The organism is Helicobacter salomonis, from assembly GCF_900197775.1.
GTDB classification, from domain to species: domain Bacteria; phylum Campylobacterota; class Campylobacteria; order Campylobacterales; family Helicobacteraceae; genus Helicobacter; species Helicobacter salomonis.
The window spans coordinates 1-21179 of record NZ_FZMA01000008.1 but is presented as its reverse complement, the minus strand read 5'-3'; the positions used below and the strand labels follow the sequence as shown (position 1 = coordinate 21179).

Here is a 21179-nt window from a genome sequence, read left to right as displayed (position 1 = left end):
TTATAGGTTTGTAGGAACGGTAGATACTTCTCTCTTTAGCAACATGTAGTGCTAGCGCTCTTAACGGCATTGTTAACTACTAGCGGGGGGCTACCCCACAAGCACGGAAAAGCCCTTAAACTTTCAAATTCTCCTGGAAATACAAGCTATGTAAAACCTTAACTTCTTCCTCTTCTTTGTGCCCATCGAGCATGGATTGCAAAGACCCCTTGATGGCAAACAAGGACATATACAAATGCACGATGAAAAAGCCCACCAGCACCAGCCCTAAGAAATTATGCACCAACGCGCTTAGGCGCAACAAAGAGATTTGATAAAGCCCTAAAAAATTAGCAATAGTGCTCAAATCCTCCGTATTGAAGTATAAAATCCCCCCACTGGCAATCATCACTAACCCGCCCAAAGTGGCAATCCAAAACCACATCTTTTGCCCCGCATTAAACTTATAAGCAGGCACGGGTTTTTTCTCTTTGGAGAGGTAACCCCCCATGATCACTAGCCATTTAATGTCTGCTAATCTAAAAAACATATCTTTGAGCCACATGAACAACATGGGTAACACCGCCACCATAAATACCACGCAACCCACGCTGTGCACAATACGGCAAAAGCGCACAAACGCCCCACCTCCAAAGAAATCCCCAAAGATCATGATAAGTCCAGTAGGCACGAGCAAGGTGAAAGAAACCCCTGCGATCCAATGGATAATGCGGTTAAAAAGCGTAAAAAAAGGGATTTTCTGCCCGTTGTGTTGGAATTGCTTGGGTCCAATGATAAGATAGTGCATTAAAAAGCCAAAGCCTACGCCTAGCACTACTGCTAAAAATAGCCACAAAAAATAATGACCCTGCCAGAGAGTCCATAGCTGACCTAGTTGACCGGTGTAGGCTTGCCCATAGGGCAAAATGCCTAAAATGCGTTCCTGATCTAGGGGCGTGCTCTGTGCGCTCAAAGTCCCTACCAAACCCGCTAAAGTGAGAAATCGTTTCATCAGCTCCCCCTAAGGTGTTGCGCCCTCTAACTGGTGCGCGGCTTTGGTTTTGAAATCCTGCGCATTGGCATACTTAGCCATCACCCGTTTGCGATAAATATCTGCAATGCTCAGCGCATCCCCCACTAGAAGCGCGTTGGTTGAGCAGGTCGCTGCGCACATGGGCACCTGCCCATTGGCAATGCGATTGACCCCATAAAGTTCCATCTCTTTTTGCGAATGCGTGGGCGCAGGTCCCCCTGCACACATGGTGCATTTATCCATCACTCCCCGCACCCCAAACGCCCCATCTCTAGGGAATTGAGGCGCACCAAAGGGACAGGCATACAAGCAATACCCACACCCAATACAAGTTTCTTTATTGTGGAGCACGATCCCATCCTCACGGATGTAAAAACAATCCACGGGACAGACCTGCGCACAGGGTGCGTCTGTGCAGTGCTGGCAGGCAATGGAGATCGATTTCTCCTTACCCTCCACCCCCTCATAGAGAGTAATCACCTTGCGGCGGTTTAAGCCCACCTCCAGCTCATTAGAGTGTGAACACGCCACAGAGCAGGCAAAGCAACTGATACAGCGGTTGTCGTCGCAATAAAACTTCATGCGATTGGCATTGGGGATTTGTTTAGCAGGTTCTAAATTTTTTGCCATATCAAGCCTTTTCAATGCGGCATAGGCCGGCGTTAAATTCGGGGATTTGAGTCACCGGGTCAAAGCCGTAATTGGTGATCGTGTTGGAGCTCTCCCCAGTGGTGTAGGGCTTGGTGCCTTCAGGGTAGCGATGGCTCACATCCACACCCTGCAACACCCCTGCAAAGCTATAGGGCATGCAAATGCGATCGGGGGTAACTGCGTAGCTAAAGATTGCCTTGACCTTAATTTTAGTCCCCTCAGGGGAGTGTATCCACATCATCTCCCCATCTTTGATCCCGTGATTGAGGGCTAAATCGGGGTGGATGTTGCAAAACATCTCGGGCGTAATATGGGACAAGTATTTGCTCGTGCGCTCCAGCATCCCTGCCCCGCTCAAGTTCACCAAGCGCATGGAGGCGATCACGATGGGGAATTCCTTCGCCCACTCCTCTTTAGTCTGTTCGCTAATAAAACGCACATCTACCCTAAAGTTATTCACCTGGTCTTTAATGGCGGGGTATTTTTGCACCAAATCTGGGCGAGGAGAGTGGATGGGCTCTCGGTGCACGGGAATTTGATCGATGAAATTCCACACAATGGCACGCGCACGCGCATTCCCATAGACACACACGCCCTTTTCATCGCATTTCTTTTGGATGAGTCCGCTGGTGTCCACCTTCCAATTATCCCCCATGATCGCTCTCTCATGGTCGGTAAGCTTAATCCCTAACACCTTTTCGATATTGGCTTTGGTGATTTCAGGGTAACCCCCCTTGATGGCTGAACCCTTGATTGTAACACTCTTATCAGCCAACAAATCCTGCCCCTTGTATTCCTCTCCAAAGCGTGCCCTAAAGCCCATGCCCCCCTGCTTGGTAGGCACGCTAATGTCATACAGAATAGGCGTGCCGGGGTGTTCTGTAGTCCAAGCTGGCCAAGGCAAGCCATAATACTGCCCCTTCATAGGTCCATGCCCCTCTTGGCTGATGTAGTCAAACATGTGCCAATTTTCCTGCTGGGCTTTGAGTCGTTCCGGAGTCCAACCCCCTAGTCCAATGATTTTTACCGTGCGCGCAATTTCTCGAGTGGCATCTTCAGGCCATTGGAAGCTTTTTCTGACCTGCACGAGCTCCCCGTCTTGATTAAAATCACAGAGCATGGCCTTGGTGTATTCCTCATAAAAGCCAAACTTCTTTGCCATCTCAAACATCAATTCGTGATCCTGTTTGGCTTCATAGAGGGGTTTAACCACTTGGCTACGCCACTGCGCGGCGCGGTTGGTTGCCACCACAGTCCCCTCGCACTCAAACTGAGTTGCAATGGGGAGGACATAGACCCCATCGGGTTTTTCTGTGAGGATCGCTGCCTCATTCAAGAAAGGTTCGGCAATGACCATTAAATCCAATTTTTCAATGGCTCTAGCCATTTTGATATTGTGTGCTAGAGAGGAAACCCCATTGCCTTGCACCCATAGCCCCTTAATGGGCGCGCTAGAGTGAGTCTTGCTCTCTTGTAAGACACCCTCATGCCAAAGCGACACACTGAAACCTTTTTTGTGCATCCACTCAGGCGCAAAAAAGCGTTTTTGCAAACTCTCAAAACTCACACCCCAACACTTGGCGTAGTAACGCCAACTAGGCTCGCTTAGACCATAGTAGCCGGGCAAGTTGTCGGCCAAACATGCCATGTCTGTTGCCCCTTGCACATTGTCATGCCCGCGCACGATGTTACAACCCCCACCCTTTTTGCCCATATTGCCTAGAACCAGTTGCAAGATGGAGAGCATGCGCGTGTTGCCACTCCCCACGCTGTGCTGCGTAATCCCTAAAGCCCAACCCAGAGTAGCTGGTTTGGCTGTTGCAAACACGCGGGTGGTTTGGATGAGCAAGCTAGCTGGCACGCCAGTAATGTCTTCGACCACTTCGGGGGTGTATTTCAAAGCCTCTTGTTTGATGGCCTCAATCCCATAGGCCTGGTTTTTAATAACCTCTTTATCTTCCCAGCCATGCTTAAAGATCAAATGCAACATGCCATAGATAAAGGCAATATCGGTCCCTGAGCGAATCCGCACATAAATATCCGCTTTAGCCGCACTCTTGGTAAAAACTGGATCGATCACGATGAGCTTGGCGTTATTGCGATCCTTGGCTTGCAAGAAATGCTTAAAGCCAATGGGATTGCTCACGGCCGTATTCAGTCCCACCATCATGATTGCCTTAGAATGCCCGACGATGTCCCCAAAGTGGTTTGTCATCGCACCATACCCCCATGTATTCGCCACACCGGCGACTGTGGTGCTGTGTCAAATCCTAGCTACATGATCGATGTTGTTTGTCCCATAAAAGGCGGCAAATTTGCGCCAATAATAGGCTTGCTGGGAGTTCATCTTGGCACTCCCTAAAAACATCATGCTATCAGGGCCATACTCTTCACGCATGGCGATCATTTTCGCGCTGATTTCATCGATCGCCTGCTCGTAGCTAATGCGCTTCCACTGCCCTCCCTCTCTTTTGAGGGGGTATTTGAGGCGCATTTTAGATTTCACTAGATCAATTTGATCCACGCCCTTACAGCAGTGACTACCCGCGCTGATGGGGTGATCTTGGGCCACATCTTGGCGAATCCACACTCCATCCTTGACCTCAGCAATGATTCCACATCCGGCCGAACAGATACTGCAGATGGTTTTGACTCTTTTGACTCCCTCATTGGGGTCGATGACCTTATCCTCTTTTTGACTCGCCTTGGTGTTAGCAAAGGCCAAACCAGCCCCCACGCCTGCCCCAATCGCACCCATTTTTAAGAACGAGCGACGACTTAATTTTTCCGCCATGTTACTTCCTTTCCCACACTACCACACGCTTCTGTAGAAAATGTCCCAAGCAGGGGTTTTGTGATAGAGAATTTCTTTTTTATTACTCTTGCCCACCACCACACCATTACTATCTGGATCGGTATTAGTGAAGCGCTTTTCGGGCATGCTCGCTAGCAAACTTTGGCCTGCCAAGGCTCCAGCCCCCAGCATTCCCAAGCGCTTTAGAGCGACGCGCCGTTTATTGTCTGACATACTGCCTCCTAATGCAGGTTGAAGAACAACCTTTCGTGTTGGATAAATGCACCTAGAATTATAGCGCAGCTTTGGTAACACGCGCTCTTTTCATGCGTGCTGATAGCCTCCAAAAAAGCATCGCTAAAGAGGTGGAAAAAGTCCTTAAAAAGGCGTTCATGCAGACTAAAAAAAGCCTGATCTTCTAGTAGTTTCTGTAAGAATGCGTTCATCATGAGAGTTAAAAAGGCTAGATCGTCCTCACTGGTTGGACTTGTGATCGTATGGCTCTCTAATCTGAGGTTTGATTGCTTTAAAAGCGCGATAGCCTCTAAGCGTTTTTTGCCATTGTCCTGACCTTCTAGGTAATAGGATGCGCTCAAGGGCACAAATTGAGAGCTCGGAGAAAACAACACTGCGTTTTGCTCCTCTTTAAAGGCTTCTAGTCCCTGTTTCAAAAAGTGGTGAAACTCTTGCCAGCCTTGTGCCGTGTGCGAATCAAAGGGGAAGTTTTTAAGGTGATCCACCAAAGCTCTTAACTCGTTAAACACGCTTTCATTGTGCACGAAAACGACCATGTAGTGCCATAGGCGGTAGTAAAGGGCGCGCGCACAGATGAGATTGGAGTCCATGCTCATTTTAAAATAGAGTTAATATCTAGCATGTCTTCTAGCATGATTTTCACCTTACAATCCGCGCAGGCGTAAAGGGCGGCGATCCTGCGCGCATCGCCTTGAAATTTAGGGGTCATGATTGCTGCGATCTTTTGCACGCTTTTAGTCGTACCAATGGGTTTACCACACATTTTGCACGCAAACAAGCTATCTTGTGCCATCACCTTGGGCGCGAAATACGCCGGATTTAAGGCAATCCCATCGCGCTCCAAATGCAAACAATCCTTTTCAGGGCATGTTGCCTCGCAATATCCGCAGGTGGTGCAAAGGCTAGGATTAAAGAGCAAGGTATAGGCGTTGCCATCTACACTGAGCGCATTGGTGTTGCACGCCCCCACACAAGAGAGGCACAGGGTGCAGTTAGAGTTAATCTCGACATGCCCGTAACGGATAAAACTAGCCGAGGGCACGCTCCCATAATCCCCCTCACCTATGGCATGTTTGAGGCGTTGGGCAAACAAATCTCGCTTTGTGCGCGCGGGGATGTTGGGGGGGCTAAAGGGGGTAGCGAGGCTTTGTGCGTTCTGCAGACATGCGCGTAGTTCTTCTGCATGACTAGCGAGCAAGATAGCCTCTTTTTGGTAAATCTTGACATAAATGGCGTTGAGTAGGATGATGCTCTCCAAAGTGCCTACGCCCAACCCCTGAGGAGCGTAGATCACAATCTGACTACCGCTCTCTTGCAAGAGAGTGAGCAGGGCGACTTGCTCCAAGATGTTGAGGTTGAGACAGAGGGGTAAAACCTCCTTTTTAAGGGGAATGAGGGGTAAATCTACCTTATGGTCCATAAGCAGGGGAACATACCCCTTGTAGAGTTTAGCCACCTCCTGCATGCACTCCAAACTAAAGCCAGAATAACTCAAACTCCCACTAGGGCACACGCTGATACATTTCCCGCAATCGATACAAATCTGGTGGTTGATGACTAAATGGCGGTTATCCTCACATATTAAACCCTGAGAGTGCGCGATTTGGGGGTCTAATTTGGTAATAGCCTGAGTAGGGCAGACTTCGCTACACTTCCCACAACACTCCACACGCCGCTGGTGGTACTGACAAACCTCTTTGTTGTAACTAAAGAATTCACTAAAAGAACCCTCCTGGGTGGGGGTGTGCTTGGTAGCATCAAAGTCAAATTGCAAACCATGCACCTCATAGAGGAGCGAGAGACTTTGAGCTAACTCCAAGGAGCTTTGAGTGCTTTGCTCTACTAAAAAATTGACCTCCCTAGCCACTCTCTTAGCCCCCTGCAAAGGCACATTAGCCACCACGCACTCTACATCCAATTCAACATTCTCTACAACCTCAATGTGATCGTGCAACACAACATCGGGGTAAGCGGGGTTTTTGGCATAGACAAATTCCAACATGAGTCCATTCTAAGATATTTAGTTAAATGGATGGGTGAGACACCCTCCCTAAAGGGAGCGACTTTCTGCTTATCAAGTGTCTATACTTGGTTGCTGTTCTACACATTCAATGTCGTTGCAAGCTGGCAAGGTCATTTGTCTTTAGTGTGCAGATGCATGTATGCATTGATTAAACCTTGTATGATAGACTAGGTAACACTAATACAGGAAAAGTTGTGAATCTGTCGCATTTATATTTTAATCGAGAGCTCTCGTGGTTGCAATTTAATACCCGTGTGCTAGATCAAGTTTGCGATCCAAAATCACCCCTTTTGGAACGACTCAAATTCCTAGCCATTTATGGGACAAATTTAGATGAGTTCTATATGATTCGGGTGGCTGGGCTCAAACACCTGAGCGAAGAGGGAGAATTCAAAGTGGGAGTGGATCAAATGAGCCATGACGAGCAACTTAAACACATTCGCCATTACCTGCGGGCTGAACAAAAAGTGGTCCAGGAACAGTTTTTATATCTCAAAGAAAAACTCCATGAGGTGGGTTTGTCCTTAGTTGATGGAGTGCAGGAGCTTTGTCAAAGACATCAAGATAGGTTGCAAGATTATTTCGAAAACACGCTTTACCCATTGGTTGTGCCTATTGTACTAGACCCTGCACGCCCCTTCCCCTTTTTGAGCAATTTGAGTTTTGGTCTTGTGCTCAGTCTCAAGCGTCACAAGCATACGCATAATACCTATGGCATTATCAAAATCCCAGCTGTAGTCAAACGCTTTGTCGAGGTAGAAAAGGGGGTATTTGTACCTGTAGAAGAGGTGGTGCGCGAATTTGCACCTTTACTCTTTGAGCGGCATGATGTGCTCTCTAGCATGGCGTTTCGTGTCACCTGCGATGCGGATATGGAGATCATCGAAGATGAAGGGCATGACCTAGCCGAGCTCATCAGTGAAGGTTTACGCACGCGTAATCGGGGCGATGTCGTGCGCTTAGAAGTGAGTGGTGCGCATGAGGATTTATTAGACTTTATCAAACACAAGATGCCCGATGTAGATGTTTACAAAAGCGATATTTTATTGAACCTGGGTTCTTTGTGGGAATTGGTCAACACCAAGGGCTATAGCTCGCTCAAAGCGCCTGTTTTTCATCCTAAAGTACTGCCTCCTTTGAGTGATTTAGAAAGCCATGCGGATATGTTTGATCTACTGGACAAGCAGGATATCTTTTTATTCCACCCCTATGAAAGCTTTGACCCCATTGTGCAATTTATCGAGGACGCAGCCAAGGATGAGCAGGTGCTCTCCATCCGCATGACTCTCTATCGTGTGGGCAAGGAATCGCCCCTTGTCAAAGCCTTAACAGAAGCCGCTCCCCATAAACAGGTGAGCGTGCTCGTGGAGCTCAAGGCGCGTTTTGATGAAGAAAATAATTTGCACTGGGCTAGAGAATTAGAGGACGCGGGCGCACATGTCATTTATGGTGTGCCTAAGTTGAAAGTGCATGCCAAACTCGCCCTTGTGGTGCGCAAGGTAGACGATCAGATTAAAGAATATGCGCACTTGAGCACGGGTAACTACAATACTCAATCGGCTAAGATTTACACCGATATTAGTCTGCTCACTTCTAATAGAGAGATTGCCTACGATGTTTTAAAACTATTCCACTCCCTGAGCACAGGGGTTTCTGGTAAGACCCGCCTCAAAACTCTTTTTATGGCACCCCAACAGATTCGTGATCAAATGCACAGCTTGATCCGGTCTGAAATGCAGTTTAAAGAGAAGGGGCGCATTATCTTAAAAGCTAATGCCTTAGTGGACCCAGATATCATTCAAGACCTTTATGAGGCTTCGCGTGCGGGGGTTAAGATTGATTTGCTCATCCGCGGCATGTGTTGTTTACGCCCTCAAGTTCCGGAGGTGAGTGAAAATATCCGTGTTTTTTCCATTGTAGGGAAATACTTAGAACATGCCCGTATCTACTACTTTGCCCATGACTCTGCAAAGCTGTATTTTTCTAGTGCGGATATGATGACACGCAATTTAGACAAGCGCGTGGAGTTACTGATTCCAGCCCCCTCTAAGACAATCCAACGTAAGCTGTTCCATATTTTGCACACCCAGCTTAAAGACAATGTCCAATCTTACACACTCAAACCAGATGGTAGCTATCACAAAGTGCCATGCGAAGGGAATTGCTTCGATGCCCAAGCTTTCTTTGAAGAAGAAGTAGAAAGATCGCATGGCTAAAGTCTATGATGTCGCCAAGAAGTTCTTATTCCAATTAGAGCCTGAGAGTGCCCATGCATTGGCTGAACAGGCCTTAAAAGTGTTAGGCTGGTGTCCTTGGCTGACACGCCCTTACAAACACCCTGCATTGGAAAATGATATTTTGGGCATGCGCATGCCCAATCCTATCTGTTTGGCTGCGGGGTTTGATAAAGATGCCACCATGTTAGCCGGGTTAAACCAGCTAGGTTTTGGAGGGGTTGAGGTGGGCACAGCCACGCCCAAACCCCAGTATGGTAACCCTAAACCCCGTTTATTTAGATTCCTACAAGAAGAAAGTTTGCAAAACGCGATGGGGTTCAACAATAGAGGTATAGCGCCTTTGGTACACCGTTTGGAGCGTGTGCGTCCCTTGAATTGCCTTGTGGGGGTCAATGTGGGCAAAAATAAAAATACAACCCAGGAAAAGGCCTTAGAGGATTATCAGAAAGGTTTACAGATGAGCCTTGGAGTGGGGGATTACTATGTCTTTAATCTCTCCTCGCCCAATACTCCCAATCTTAGAGATTTGCAAAATAATGCCTTTGTGGGTGAACTCTTTGACATGGCGCGCGCTCTCACGCACAAACCTCTCTTTTTAAAGGTCGCCCCCGATTTGCCCAGCGATGCGCTTTTAAAAGTATGTGCTAGCGCGCTAGATTATGGTGCGCATGGCATTATTGCTACCAATACTACCACTGACTACACCCTCTTACCCGGGGCAAAGTCTTTTGGGGGGATCAGTGGACGCGCCCTGCAGACTAAGAGCAGAGAGGTTTTTAAACACATCGCGCAAGCATTTTTTGGCAAGGCTATCTTAGTGTCTGCAGGAGGGATTGATAGTGCACAAGAAGCCTATGCGCGTATTAAAATGGGAGCGCATTTTGTGCAGATTCTCACGGGTTTTATCTACCAAGGTCCACTGATCTGTAGACAAATCAATCAAGATATAGTAAAATTATTGCAAAAAGATGCTTTAGACTCTATTCGGGATGCCGTGGGGATTGGGTGATGATAGGATTAAAATTTTTAAGACCGGTTTTGCAGATTTTGACTTTAAGTTTAGGAGTGGTCATGCTGGATGCAGCAGAAAAACGAGGGTGTTTGGCTTGCGTGCCCTTGCCCAAATATTACAGCACAACTTTGGACAATGGTTTACAAGTAGTGGCTGTGCCTTTGGAAAATAAGAGTGGGGTAATTGAAGTAGATGTACTCTATAAAGTGGGCTCAAGAAATGAGGTGATGGGCAAGAGTGGTATTGCGCACATGCTCGAACACATGAACTTTAAAAGCACCAAGAACCTCAAAGAGGGCGAGTTTGATGCCATTGTGAAAGGTTTTGGAGGTGTGAGTAACGCCTCTACAAGCTTTGACTATACCCGCTATTTTATTAAGGCAAGCAATGCGCATCTGGATAAATCCCTGGAGCTTTTCGCCGAAATGATGGGGTCTTTGCAACTCAAAGAGGAGGAGTTTTTGCCTGAAAGGGAGGTAGTGGCTGAAGAAAGATTATGGCGCACAGATAATTCTCCTTTAGGTTATTTGTATTTCCGTTTCTTCAACACCGCCTTTGTTTATCACCCCTACCACTGGACTCCTATTGGTTTTATGGAGGACATCAAGAATTGGAAACTCAGGGACATTAAAGATTTTCACTCGTTGTACTACCAACCCAAGAATGCCATCGTGCTCGTGGTGGGGGATTTAGACCCTAAACAAGTCTTCGAACAGGCTAGAAAGTATTTTGCTCCTATCCAAAATAACACCGCCCGCAACATTCCCGGGGTTTATATGCAAGAACCCCTGCAAAATGGCCTGAGGGAAACCACCATTCATAAGCAGGACCTCTCCTTAGAGTGGTTGGCTATCGGATACAAAGTCCCTCCATTCGCCCATAAAGATCAAGTAGCCCTCAACGCATTAGCCAAATTGCTCACCCAGGGGGACAGCAGTTTGCTCAAAAAGGATTTGGTGGATCAAAAGCGTTTAGCTTCTCAAGTTTTTGCACAGAATATGGAGCTCAAAGACGCGAGTGTATTTCTATTCATCGCAGGGGCTAACCAGAATGTGGAGGCACTCAAGATCAAGCAGGAGATTCTAAATATTTTGGATCAGATCAAACGTGGAGGAATCACCCAACAACAGCTCGATAAGGTCAAAGTCAACCATCGGGCGGATTTCATCGCCAGCTTGGAAGATTCTTCAGATGTTGCCGAGATTTTTGCAGAATATCTCACGCAGGGGAATCTTAAAGACATTGCAGAATACCAGGCTCGATTTGATGCATTAGAAGTAAAGGACATTGTGCGCGTGGCCAACGAATACTTCCGCGATGAAGTTTATAGTAGCGTTGTCCTAAAACCCTAGAGTGCTACCATGCATGCATTGAGCGCGTTAATTACCCCTTTTAAAGCGGATTTAACCCTCGATGAGGAAGCCTATATTGCCCTCATTGAGCGTCAGATCGAGCATGGCATGGATGCGTGTGTGCCCGTGGGCACGACGGGCGAATCAGCGACATTAACTCACCAGGAACACATGCGCTGCATTGAAATCGCTGTTGCAGTGTGCAAGCCCAGGGGCATCAAGGTTTTGGCAGGTGTGGGGAGTAATGCCACGAGCGAGTCAATCATGCTTGCTACATTTGCCCAAAAAGTGGGTGCAAGTGGGATTTTGTCTGTGAGTCCCTACTACAATCGGCCCACACAACAAGGACTTTTTGAGCATTATAAGACTATTGCTAATTCTGTAGAAATTCCCTTGATCCTCTATGATGTACCCGGGCGCACAGGGGTGCAGATTGCTACACAAACAGCCGCGAGGCTTTTCAAGGAGGTTGAGAATGTCGTGGGCATCAAAGAGGCTTCAGGGGCAATGCAACGACTTTCAGACCTAGATCGCTTCGCTGAGGGGATTTTAGTTTATAGTGGCGAGGACAAACTCAACCATGCCATTATGGCCTGCGGGGGCGTAGGGGTAATTTCGGTCACGGGGAATTTATTCCCCAATAAAATCTCTGCCCTGGTACAAGCCGCTCTCAAAGGGGATTTAGTTACCTCGCGCGCAATCCAAACAGAACTCTATGATATCAATACGGCACTCTTTTGCGAAACTAATCCCATTCCGATCAAGGCAGCCATGCACATGACTGGTTTACTGCCCCATTTAACATACCGGCTTCCCTTGGTAGCCCCTAGCTTGGACAACATGCACTATTTAGAAACCATCTTAGAAAAATATGAGGTACCGGTATGAACACAGCAGAGACAGAAATGCAGGGTAAAACTTTAGTGGTGAGTGGGGCAACCCGTGGGATTGGCAAGGCCATTCTTTACAAATTTGCGCAAAATGGCGTGAATGTGGCTTTTACCTACCACAAGAATGAAGAGGAAGCCCTTAAAATCGCTACAGAAGTCCATGATCTCTATGGTATCAAGGCTAAAGCTTACCACTTGGACATTCTGGAACCCGAACAATACATGGAACTCTACAAGCAAATTGATTGTGATTTTGAGCGGGTGGATTTTTTTGTGTCCAATGCGATCATTTATGGACGCTCTGTAGTGGGTGGATTCGCCCCTTTCATGCGCCTTAGACCCAAGGGATTGAACAATATCTATACCGCCACAGTATTAGCCTTTGTAGTAGGGGCACAAGAGGCTGCCAAGCGCATGAAATTGGTGGGTGGAGGTGCGATCGTCTCTTTGAGCTCCACAGGGAATCTGGTCTACATGCCCAATTACGCCGGACATGGCAATTCGAAGAATGCGGTGGAAACTATGGTGAAATATGCTGCCACCGACTTGGGGGAATTTGGAATCCGCGTGAATGCAGTAAGTGGAGGACCTATTGATACCGATGCGCTCAAGGCCTTTCCTGATTATGCAGAGATTAAACAAAAGGTCGAAGAGCAATCGCCCTTAAAGCGCATGGGTAATCCTACGGATTTAGCTGGGGCAGTGTATTTCTTATGCGACCCAGCCCAAAGCGCATGGGTAACCGGACAGACCATTGTCGTGGATGGTGGCACGACTTTCAAATAATCAATGCGTGTGCGAATCCACGAGAGTCACGACCTCCAACTCGCTAGAAAGTATATTTTGTGTTCTAGCCTCTTGTGGTTGACAATGCTCTTTGTCACTCCAATAGTGGCGTTGGTTTTGTTACCCCAGATGACTCAGATCACTCAGGAAGAGCTTGCCAGAGTTTTGAAACCCTGGTGGGGTTTTTACCTTGTGTGGTGGTTTGCTGTGTTCGTAACTCAAGTGATCGGTTATTATAAACTCGCTAAGGTGAGTCGCAATCTATTGCTCTTTAGATGTGTCGCCTTTCCCTATGTCGCCGATGCGATCTTGTCTCTCATCGCACTCATTGCCTTTAAAGACCCTATTTCCATGCTCTCTTTTAAATCACTGAGCTTTTTCCTCTATGCCTATTATGACTACCGCCTCTTCGCGGAGCTCAGTCGTGTTACTCAAGATCATGTCTTTAAAAATGGGATCATACTTATCGGAATTGGTTTAACGCTTTCTCTGCTAGTTCTTGTAGGTGCCGGAGATTTAGGATTCTTGGTTTTAGGTTTACTCTTTTTAGTGGGAGCATTAGCAGGATGGGGAATGATCTTTATGGGTTTTGTGCGTCTTAAAGAGATTTCTTATCCTTAAGGGAGCGTTGTGCTAGCCAAATTCGCCCGCAACATTCCCAATATCTTAACTATCCTGCGCATTTTTCTGGCAATTTTTTTGCTCTTTTTTATTTTGCATGGGGAATCTATATTTAAGATACCCCAATCTTATATCAACTATACTGAGGCTGTTATATTTTTAAGTGCTGCGTTCACGGATTTTTTAGATGGCTACATTGCTAGAAATTACCACCTCAAAACTTTGTTTGGCGAAATTTTTGACCCTTTGGCGGATAAAATCCTCATCTTAGCCGCATTTTTAGGATTGCTCTATTTAGATCGCATCAATCCATGGATCCCCTTTGTGATCTTAGGACGCGAGTTTTTTATCGCCGGACTTAGAATCTCTGTTTCTAACATGGGTAAAAGTATTTCAGTGAGCCGTTTGGGCAAGTATAAAACCTTTTTGCAGATCATCGCTATCGCCTCCCTCTTAGCCGACTTGCACTTAGGAGGTGTGTTGGTGGGGCATTACTTAGTCGCCCTTGCGCTTTTTGCTACTCTCTACTCAGGCATGGATTATGTGATCAAATACTACCGCCTTGTGCGCGCGTTGGAGATTTGATGGGCTGGCTCTCTTCCATAGCGGCTTTGGGATTTTTGATCTTCTTTCACGAGTTGGGCCATTTCCTGGCCGCGCGTGCATGTGGGGTAGGGGTAGAGGTCTTTAGCATCGGTTTTGGGCGCAAACTTTGGCACAAGCGCTTAGGCAATACCCAATACGCCCTCTCTCTTATCCCTCTAGGAGGGTATGTTAAACTCAAGGGGCAGGAGAGTCAAGTAGAGAGCTCGGATAGCTACCTCAATCAACCTCCTTTGAAAAAGCTAGTGATTTTGAGTATGGGTCCCCTCTTTAATCTCTTGCTTGCCTTTGGTATTTATTTAGGTGTGGGTTTGGTAGGGCATACAAGTTTAGCTCCTGTAGTGGGCGCGCTCACCCCTGAGATGCCTGCCATCAAAAATGGAATTAAAGTGGGAGATCGCATTGTGGCGGTGAATGGGGTGGCTATTAGAGACTGGGAAGAGCTTTTCAAGGCTATCCAGCACACGCAGGGCTCTATCACGCTTAAAATCAAGCGCAATCATCTCTTGAATATCACTCTCACCCCAACCCCTAAAACCACTCAAAACGCCTTTAAAGAGCCCGTGCAAACTAAACTCATCGGCATTGCCCCGGCTAAAGAGCAAGTATGGGTGCGTTATGGCTTTTTAGAATCCACTCAGCGCGCCTTTAGTCAGCTTGTAGAGATGTGCACGCTGATTATCAAGGGGATTGGAAAGCTCTTTATGGGTGTAGTGAATGTGTCTGAGATTAGCTCTGTAGTGGGAATTGTGGATTTTATGGCACACCAACAAAGCTTAGCCTTGCTCTTAAGCATTGCCTTCATCTCGATCAATCTAGGGATTTTAAATCTCCTCCCCATTCCTATACTAGACGGAGGACAGATGGTAATCGTGTTGTTAGAAAGCCTAACAGGGCGCAAACTCAAACCCGCTTATATCGAAAAACTCAATCTCTTAGGACTGGTCTTGCTCGTCGTCTTGATGGCTCTAGGTTTGTTTAATGATGTGCACCGTCTAATGGGTTACTAAAGCCTCAAAAACGGCTCTTAGGAGTTTGACAAATTTTCAATATGTTGCTATTATTCGCCCTCATTTTCATGTTAGTGAGGGAAGTTTGGCATGGGGGAGAAACAGTCTGTAGTCAATTTTTTTGNNCGCCGTAAAGCCCCTAGCTTTAGCTATGGGGATAGTTGGCTAGCACCAGCATGGCTGTGCTAATATTTGTGCAATCAAGGGGTAATACCCTTGGGGTTGGGGCATCAACCTTTGGAATAGGGAACGTAAGACTCCAAACGGAGCTGTCCTGCTTGAAGCCGCGATCTCCACTAAAGTTAGAATCCCCTAACTTTAGTTATGGGAGAGTATGTCAATTGGTGTTTTTGTGGTGAGTGCCCAAGCTGGTGAGTGGTTTTCAGGTGGCGGTTTTGTCGTAGGGAGATAGAATATCATAACTACAACCAAGCAAGCAAAAGAGTCAAAAAATTTTGTAAGTCTTGGTTTTGATTTAACTACGGGTTATGCCATACACACAGCAAACAATCTCGTCGATCTGCGCACTTATGGGATGCTGAGTAGTGTTTATGGTGCTGGGCCAAATACCCACAACCAAAATCTATTCTCTAGAACTTCTGTAGGTTTGGGTATCAACGCCATTATCAACTTCTTGAGCAATGTCACATCTGGCAGTCTTTTTGGTTTGGGTATCTTTGCTGGGGTTACGGGTATGGAAAATAACTACTCGCAAGGACAACGCTTTGCCCATGATTTTAATCTCAATGCTGTGGGTGGACTAGAGCTGCGCTTTGATAGCAGTGGTATTCAGATCGGTGTGCGTATCCCTATCTTTGAGCGTACCCTACGTTTTACGGATAGTCTAGCAATTACAAACAGCTATAAAGACCTTGCCTTGTATGCTAATTATCTCCACTACTTTTAAAGAGTGATGTTAAACGTGTAAAACATCAAATATCTTTGACATTTGATGTTTCCTAGGCTTGTTACCCGTAAAGAGGTTGCCTACTTTATGCTCCTATAGTAGCGATTTTTACAGAGTTTGTCCTCCGAGATATTTTGAGTGTGGCAGTTTCTTTTTGGAGGCTGACTCGAATCCTACCTTAAAGCATGAAAAAAACTCTGAGCACTCTCTAGCCCCTCCTCGGATCACACAACCCTACAAAGGGGTTTTTCACGATTGTTAAATCTCCCCCACTATTCACGGCAATCTTCCTCAAAATACATCTGTATAAGGTTTTCCTGTCTCAGAGAGAGGATTGCTAATTCTAGCACAGCTAAAATGACCAGGTGCTTACATCCTAAGACCTGAAGAATGAAGTTTTTCACACAAAAGATAAATTATAAAGTTTATCTTTTGATCCAATCAAGTTTTCATTGAGTATGTTGTTAGGGGGCATTGTGTACTACTTACGCATCTCTCAAAAACACAGACTTTGTGGTATCCCAAAGAATTCTGACGAGTCCAAGAACTGCTATGCGTCTTCAAGAAGGTCCATTGATTGGCTTTAAGAGGCTTTTTAGCCCCTCTGCTCTAGCATGTGGCAAAGGACGAACATGGAAAATTTCACCCATTTACATTTGCATACCGAATACTCTCTATTAGATGGGGCGAACAAGATCAAAATCTTGGCCCAGCGCATTAAAGAGTTAGGGATGACCAGTGTGAGCATGAGCGACCATGGCAATATGTTTGGAGCGATTGATTTTTACACCTGCATGAAAAAAGAGGGGATCAAGCCCATCATTGGAATTGAAACCTATCTGCACAACGCCGAAAACTTAGAGGACAAACAATCCCGCCAACGCTTCCATTTGTGTCTTTATGCCAAAGATCAAGAAGGCTATGCCAACCTAATGTATCTAAGCTCTCAAGCCTTCCTCAAGGGTTTTTACTATTTTCCTCGTATCAATAAAAAGCTGCTCAAAGAACGCGCTAAGGGCTTGATCTGCTCGAGTGCATGCTTGCAAGGCGAAATTAATTGGCATCTCAACCTCAACAACCCCAAAAACAAACAGTATGGCGCAAAGGGCTATGAAGAGGCCAAGCGCATCGCCTGTGAATACCAAGACATCTTTGGGGACGACTTCTACATGGAAATTATGCGCCATGGTATTGCCGATCAACTCTACATTGACGAGCAACTTATTAAGCTCTCTTTAGAGACCGGTATTAAGCTCATTGCCACTAATGACACCCACTACACCAAGCAGGAGGACGCGCGCGCCCAAGAAGTCGCCATGTGTGTGGCAATGAATAAAACTTTTGGGGATAAGGACCGCTTAAAACATTCCGTGCACGAGTTTTACATCAAATCTCCCGCGCAGATGGCACAACTTTTTGCAGATATCCCTGAAGCCCTAGAGCACACCCAAGAGATCGCACGCAAATGCCAGCTAGAATTAGATTTAAAAAGCGACACCAACCCACCCACTCCCCCGCGCTTTAAATTCACCAAAGAGTACGCCACCAACGAGGGACTAGACCTTGAAGAAGACGCACTCTACTTTGCCTACAAAGCTAGAGAGGGCTTGAAAAAACGCCTAGAGATCATCGATCCTAGCCAACACGCTGCTTACCAAGAACGCTTAGAATATGAGATCAAAACCATCGTGGACATGAAATTTGCCGGCTACATGCTCATCGTGTGGGATTTTATCCGCCATGCTAGAGAGAGTGGTATACCGGTAGGTCCGGGGCGAGGCAGTGCAGCCGGGAGTCTTGTGGCGTTTTGTTTGCAAATAACAGACATTGACCCGCTTAAATACGATCTCCTCTTTGAGCGTTTTTTAAACCCCGAGCGCGTGAGTATGCCCGATATTGATACGGATTTCTGCCAAAGACGGCGGGGCGAAATGCTCGACTACATGGTTTCTAAATATGGCAAATACAATGTCGCCCAAGTGATCACTTTCAATAAAATGCTGGCTAAGGGGGTGATTCGCGATGTGGCACGCGTGCTGGACATGCCCTATAAAGAAGCCGATGAAATGGCTAAACTCATCCCCAATCGCTTAGGAATCACGCTCAGAGAGGCTTACGAGCTAGAGCCCAAGATCGCCCTATTGACTGAGAGCAACCCCACGGCTAAACAAGTTTGGGAATTCGCCCTAAGCTTGGAGAATTTGAATCGTTCCGCGGGCAAACACGCGGCCGCATTGGTGGTGGATAGCGAGCGCGAATTGTGGCATAAGACCCCGCTATATACCGGCGAGCGCACGGGGGGGATTGTTACCCAGTATTCCATGAAATACCTAGAAGCGGTGGACTTGATCAAATTTGACTTTTTAGGGCTCAAAACTTTGAGTGTGATTGATGACGCGCTTAAGCTCATTGAAAAATACGCCCATAAGAAGATCGACTTTTTGAGTGTGAACATGGACGACCCAGAGGTCTACAAAACTATGCAAGAGGGTAACACCATTGGGATATTCCAAATTGAATCGGGCATGTTTCAAACCTTGAATAAACGCCTGCGCCCCTCCTGCTTTGAAGATATTATTGCTATCATCGCTTTAGGGCGCCCCGGACCTATGGAGTCTGGGATGGTGGATGATTTTGTCAATCGCAAACACGGATTAGAGCCCATCACCTATACCTTTGAGGCGTTAGAACCCATTTTGCGCCCCACTTATGGGACGATTGTCTATCAAGAGCAGGTGATGCAGATTGTGCAAACCATTGGGGGCTTTTCTTTGGGTGAGGCGGATTTAATCCGCCGTGCGATGGGCAAAAAGGACGCGCAAATCATGGCAGATAATCGTGCCAAATTCATTGAGGGCGCGCGTAAAAAAGGCTATGAAGCAGATAGAGCGGGCGATCTCTTTGATTTGATTGTCAAGTTTGCTGGGTATGGCTTTAACAAATCCCACTCGGCAGCTTATGCCATGCTCACCTTCCAAACCGCCTATCTCAAGACCCACTACAAACACGAATTTATGGCAGCGATGATTAGCAGTGAATGCCGCCACATTGAGGAAGTTGCTCACTATGTGGAGGAGGCCAACTCGATGGGAATCAAAGTAGAACGCCCCCATGTGAATGTGTCCGATGTGCGCTTTAGGGTGCAAGAGGAGGGAGAAGAAAAACATATTGTCTTTGGCTTAGAGGCGATCAAGGGTGCGGGCGAGGGACCTTTGGGCACTTTGGTGGAAATCCGCGAAAAGCAAGGCGCATTTAAAGATTTGCAAGACTTTATCAGCAAAATTGACTTTTCTAAGTTTAGCAAGCGTGTTTTAGAGCCCTTGATCAAATCCGGGAGTTTGGACAATTTGGGCTATAATCGGCGCACCATGTTAGAGAACTTGGATGCCATTTGTGAAGAGGGGCGCAGAAAGGATAAAACCAACGCCCAAATGCGCGCCGGACTCTTTGCAGACGCGCAGACTGAACGCGCCCATTTGGAGCTAACCCCCTATGAAGAATACGACATCAATACTTTGCTAGATTTTGAATACGAATGCATGGGCATTTACTTTTCAGGGCACCCGCTCAACGAGTTTAAAGATCAAATCAAGCCCTTAAAAAATATCCTTAAGAGCACGGACATTAAGCGCGTGGAAATTGGTAGTGCTGTGGTGCTGGTGGGCAAGATTTTAGAGCTCAAGCGCAAATTGGGCAAGAAAAGCAAAAAGCCTTATGGCGAGGCGGTAATTGTGGATTTATCCGGGCGTTTTGAACTCATGCTCTTTGAGCGCCAGCTCAACGCGCTAGAACAATTAGACAGCGATTTACCCCTAGCCTTTAAGTGCAAGGTAGAGGAACAAGAGGAGGTCGCGCGCTTACGCCTCTTTGAGATCAAAACCCTAGAGCAGATCGCCACAGAAAAGATCGCCAAAGTGCGTTACAAACCAGAGGCACAGCCTAGCGACATCGAGCCTTTAGATTTGCAAGCTGATTTTAACAAGGCCGCCTCCTGCCTGCAAGGGCAACCCTTGTGCTTGGTGGTGGACACTAGCGTGCCTGCAGAGTTGTTCGCACATTTAAAAGAGGTGGCAAATGCCAATAAGGGCGAGCGCGCGCTCTGCGTGGTGTTTAAAGAAAAAGACAAGAAAATCACTATCAGCACCCCCCTAAAAGTGAGCGCGCAGATCAAAGAGCAATTTAAAAATTATGAGTGGATGGATTGATGCGCCTCAATCAGTTTATCGCCCGTTATGCTCACTGCTCGCGCCGTCAGGCCGATACTCTCATAACAGAGGGTAAGGTGAAGATCAACCACCAAATTGCAAGCTTTACCATGCCCTTTAGCAAAGAAGATAAAATCTTTGTAGAAGGCAGATTGCTTAAAATTCCCAAAGCTCCCCGTTATAGCGTGATCCTCTATCACAAACCTAAGGGGGAGTTGGTGGCGCGCAAGGATCATCGTGCTCGCCCAACCATCTTTGAGAGCTTAGATCGCAAATTCGCCCATTTTATCCCTGTGGGGCGTTTGGACTTTGCCTCTAGCGGGCTATTGCTCTTAAGCGATCATAGCGGGGTGGCGAGTGCGCTGATGCATAGTGCCTTAGAGCGGGTGTATTTGCTCAAAATTGCAGGACCCATCACCCCCCAGATTTTAGAGGGCATGCAAAATGGGATTTGCTCCCACAAAGGCGCACACCCTAAAAACCCCAAACAGAGCCTAGAACTCCCCCCTTTTGCGCACTGCCATATCATTAAAAACCACCCGCATTTTTCTAAGCTCAAAATCACCCTCACAGAGGGCAAGAATAGAGAATTACGCCGCTTCTTTGCCCATTTTGATCGCGCCGTGCTGGATTTACAACGGGTTTCCTATGGCTTTGCCCATCTTAACGCCCTCCCTGAAGGCAAAACGCGCTATTTAAACCCCAAAGAATACCAGCACCTACACGCCTTTCTCAAAGAGATAAAACTTTAAATGACTAACCCATGCCTAAACACCCTTTAGAAAAACTCTTACAAGAACATTGCCCGCAGGGGGTGGAGT

General features: G+C 46.8%; 17 protein-coding genes. 11 read left to right on the top strand and 6 right to left on the bottom strand.

Annotated features, from left to right (window positions below):
• Nucleotides 1-115 precede the first annotated feature (115 nt).
• Genes C6H04_RS02375 through C6H04_RS02345 form a run of 6 tightly spaced genes read right to left on the bottom strand, consistent with a single transcriptional unit; the run spans nt 116 to nt 6714 of the window.
• Nucleotides 116-994: a formate dehydrogenase subunit gamma gene (locus tag C6H04_RS02375; RefSeq protein WP_438940238.1), complete on the bottom strand. Its 879-nt coding sequence runs from the start codon at nt 992-994 to the stop codon at nt 116-118.
• A 6-nt stretch (nt 995-1000) separates the two neighbouring features.
• Nucleotides 1001-1642: a formate dehydrogenase FDH3 subunit beta gene (fdh3B, locus tag C6H04_RS02370; RefSeq protein WP_104696123.1), complete on the bottom strand. Its 642-nt coding sequence runs from the start codon at nt 1640-1642 to the stop codon at nt 1001-1003.
• Between the two features lies 1 nt (nt 1643).
• Nucleotides 1644-4457 carry a formate dehydrogenase subunit alpha gene (locus C6H04_RS02365; protein ID WP_233711824.1) on the bottom strand — a complete coding sequence of 938 codons (2814 nt, stop codon included), beginning with the start codon at nt 4455-4457 and terminating at the stop codon, nt 1644-1646.
• 18 nt (nt 4458-4475) lie between these two features.
• Complete coding sequence (locus C6H04_RS02355; RefSeq protein WP_104696125.1) at nt 4476-4691, bottom strand: hypothetical protein; 216 nt, start codon at nt 4689-4691, stop codon at nt 4476-4478.
• 8 nt (nt 4692-4699) lie between these two features.
• Nucleotides 4700-5302, bottom strand: a complete 603-nt coding sequence (locus C6H04_RS02350) for a molecular chaperone TorD family protein (RefSeq protein WP_324727701.1) — start codon at nt 5300-5302, stop codon at nt 4700-4702.
• Nucleotides 5303-5304: 2 nt separating this feature from the next.
• A complete protein-coding gene (locus C6H04_RS02345) occupies nt 5305-6714 on the bottom strand; it encodes a 4Fe-4S binding protein (RefSeq protein WP_104732217.1) in 1410 nt (469 codons plus the stop codon).
• 215 nt (nt 6715-6929) lie between these two features.
• On the opposite strand from C6H04_RS02345, the gene ppk1 reads away from it, so the two are divergent.
• From ppk1 to C6H04_RS02290, 11 genes are all read left to right on the top strand, one after another.
• The gene (gene ppk1, locus C6H04_RS02340; RefSeq protein WP_104732216.1) at nt 6930-8951 is read left to right on the top strand and encodes a polyphosphate kinase 1; all 2022 of its coding nucleotides are present in this window, start codon (nt 6930-6932) and stop codon (nt 8949-8951) included.
• Nucleotides 8944-9981, top strand: a complete 1038-nt coding sequence (gene pyrD / locus C6H04_RS02335; protein ID WP_104732215.1) for a dihydroorotate dehydrogenase (quinone) — start codon at nt 8944-8946, stop codon at nt 9979-9981. The genes ppk1 and pyrD overlap by 8 nt, the downstream gene beginning before the upstream one ends.
• 62 nt (nt 9982-10043) lie before the next feature.
• Nucleotides 10044-11336: a M16 family metallopeptidase gene (locus C6H04_RS02330; protein ID WP_104696130.1), complete on the top strand. Its 1293-nt coding sequence runs from the start codon at nt 10044-10046 to the stop codon at nt 11334-11336.
• A gap of 9 nt (nt 11337-11345) precedes the next feature.
• Nucleotides 11346-12224 carry a 4-hydroxy-tetrahydrodipicolinate synthase gene (gene dapA, locus C6H04_RS02325; protein ID WP_104696131.1) on the top strand — a complete coding sequence of 293 codons (879 nt, stop codon included), beginning with the start codon at nt 11346-11348 and terminating at the stop codon, nt 12222-12224.
• A 17-nt stretch (nt 12225-12241) separates the two neighbouring features.
• On the top strand, nt 12242-13012 hold the full coding sequence (locus tag C6H04_RS02320) for an enoyl-ACP reductase (protein WP_104696135.1): 771 nt from the start codon (nt 12242-12244) through the stop codon (nt 13010-13012).
• Between the two features lie 84 nt (nt 13013-13096).
• Nucleotides 13097-13633, top strand: coding sequence for a phosphatidylglycerophosphate synthase (locus C6H04_RS02315; RefSeq protein WP_233710514.1), 537 nt, complete (start codon nt 13097-13099; stop codon nt 13631-13633).
• Nucleotides 13634-13642: 9 nt separating this feature from the next.
• On the top strand, nt 13643-14218 hold the full coding sequence (gene pgsA, locus C6H04_RS02310) for a CDP-diacylglycerol--glycerol-3-phosphate 3-phosphatidyltransferase (RefSeq protein WP_104696133.1): 576 nt from the start codon (nt 13643-13645) through the stop codon (nt 14216-14218).
• A complete protein-coding gene (gene rseP, locus C6H04_RS02305) occupies nt 14218-15246 on the top strand; it encodes an RIP metalloprotease RseP (protein ID WP_104696134.1) in 1029 nt (342 codons plus the stop codon). Before pgsA ends, rseP begins: the two co-directional genes overlap by 1 nt.
• A gap of 415 nt (nt 15247-15661) precedes the next feature.
• A complete protein-coding gene (locus tag C6H04_RS02300) occupies nt 15662-16153 on the top strand; it encodes an outer membrane beta-barrel protein (protein WP_104732214.1) in 492 nt (163 codons plus the stop codon).
• A 632-nt stretch (nt 16154-16785) separates the two neighbouring features.
• Complete coding sequence (dnaE, locus tag C6H04_RS02295; RefSeq protein WP_104732213.1) at nt 16786-20358, top strand: DNA polymerase III subunit alpha; 3573 nt, start codon at nt 16786-16788, stop codon at nt 20356-20358.
• On the top strand, nt 20358-21110 hold the full coding sequence (locus tag C6H04_RS02290; protein ID WP_104732212.1) for a pseudouridine synthase: 753 nt from the start codon (nt 20358-20360) through the stop codon (nt 21108-21110). Before dnaE ends, C6H04_RS02290 begins: the two co-directional genes overlap by 1 nt.
• The last annotated feature ends 69 nt before the right edge of the window (nt 21111-21179 follow it).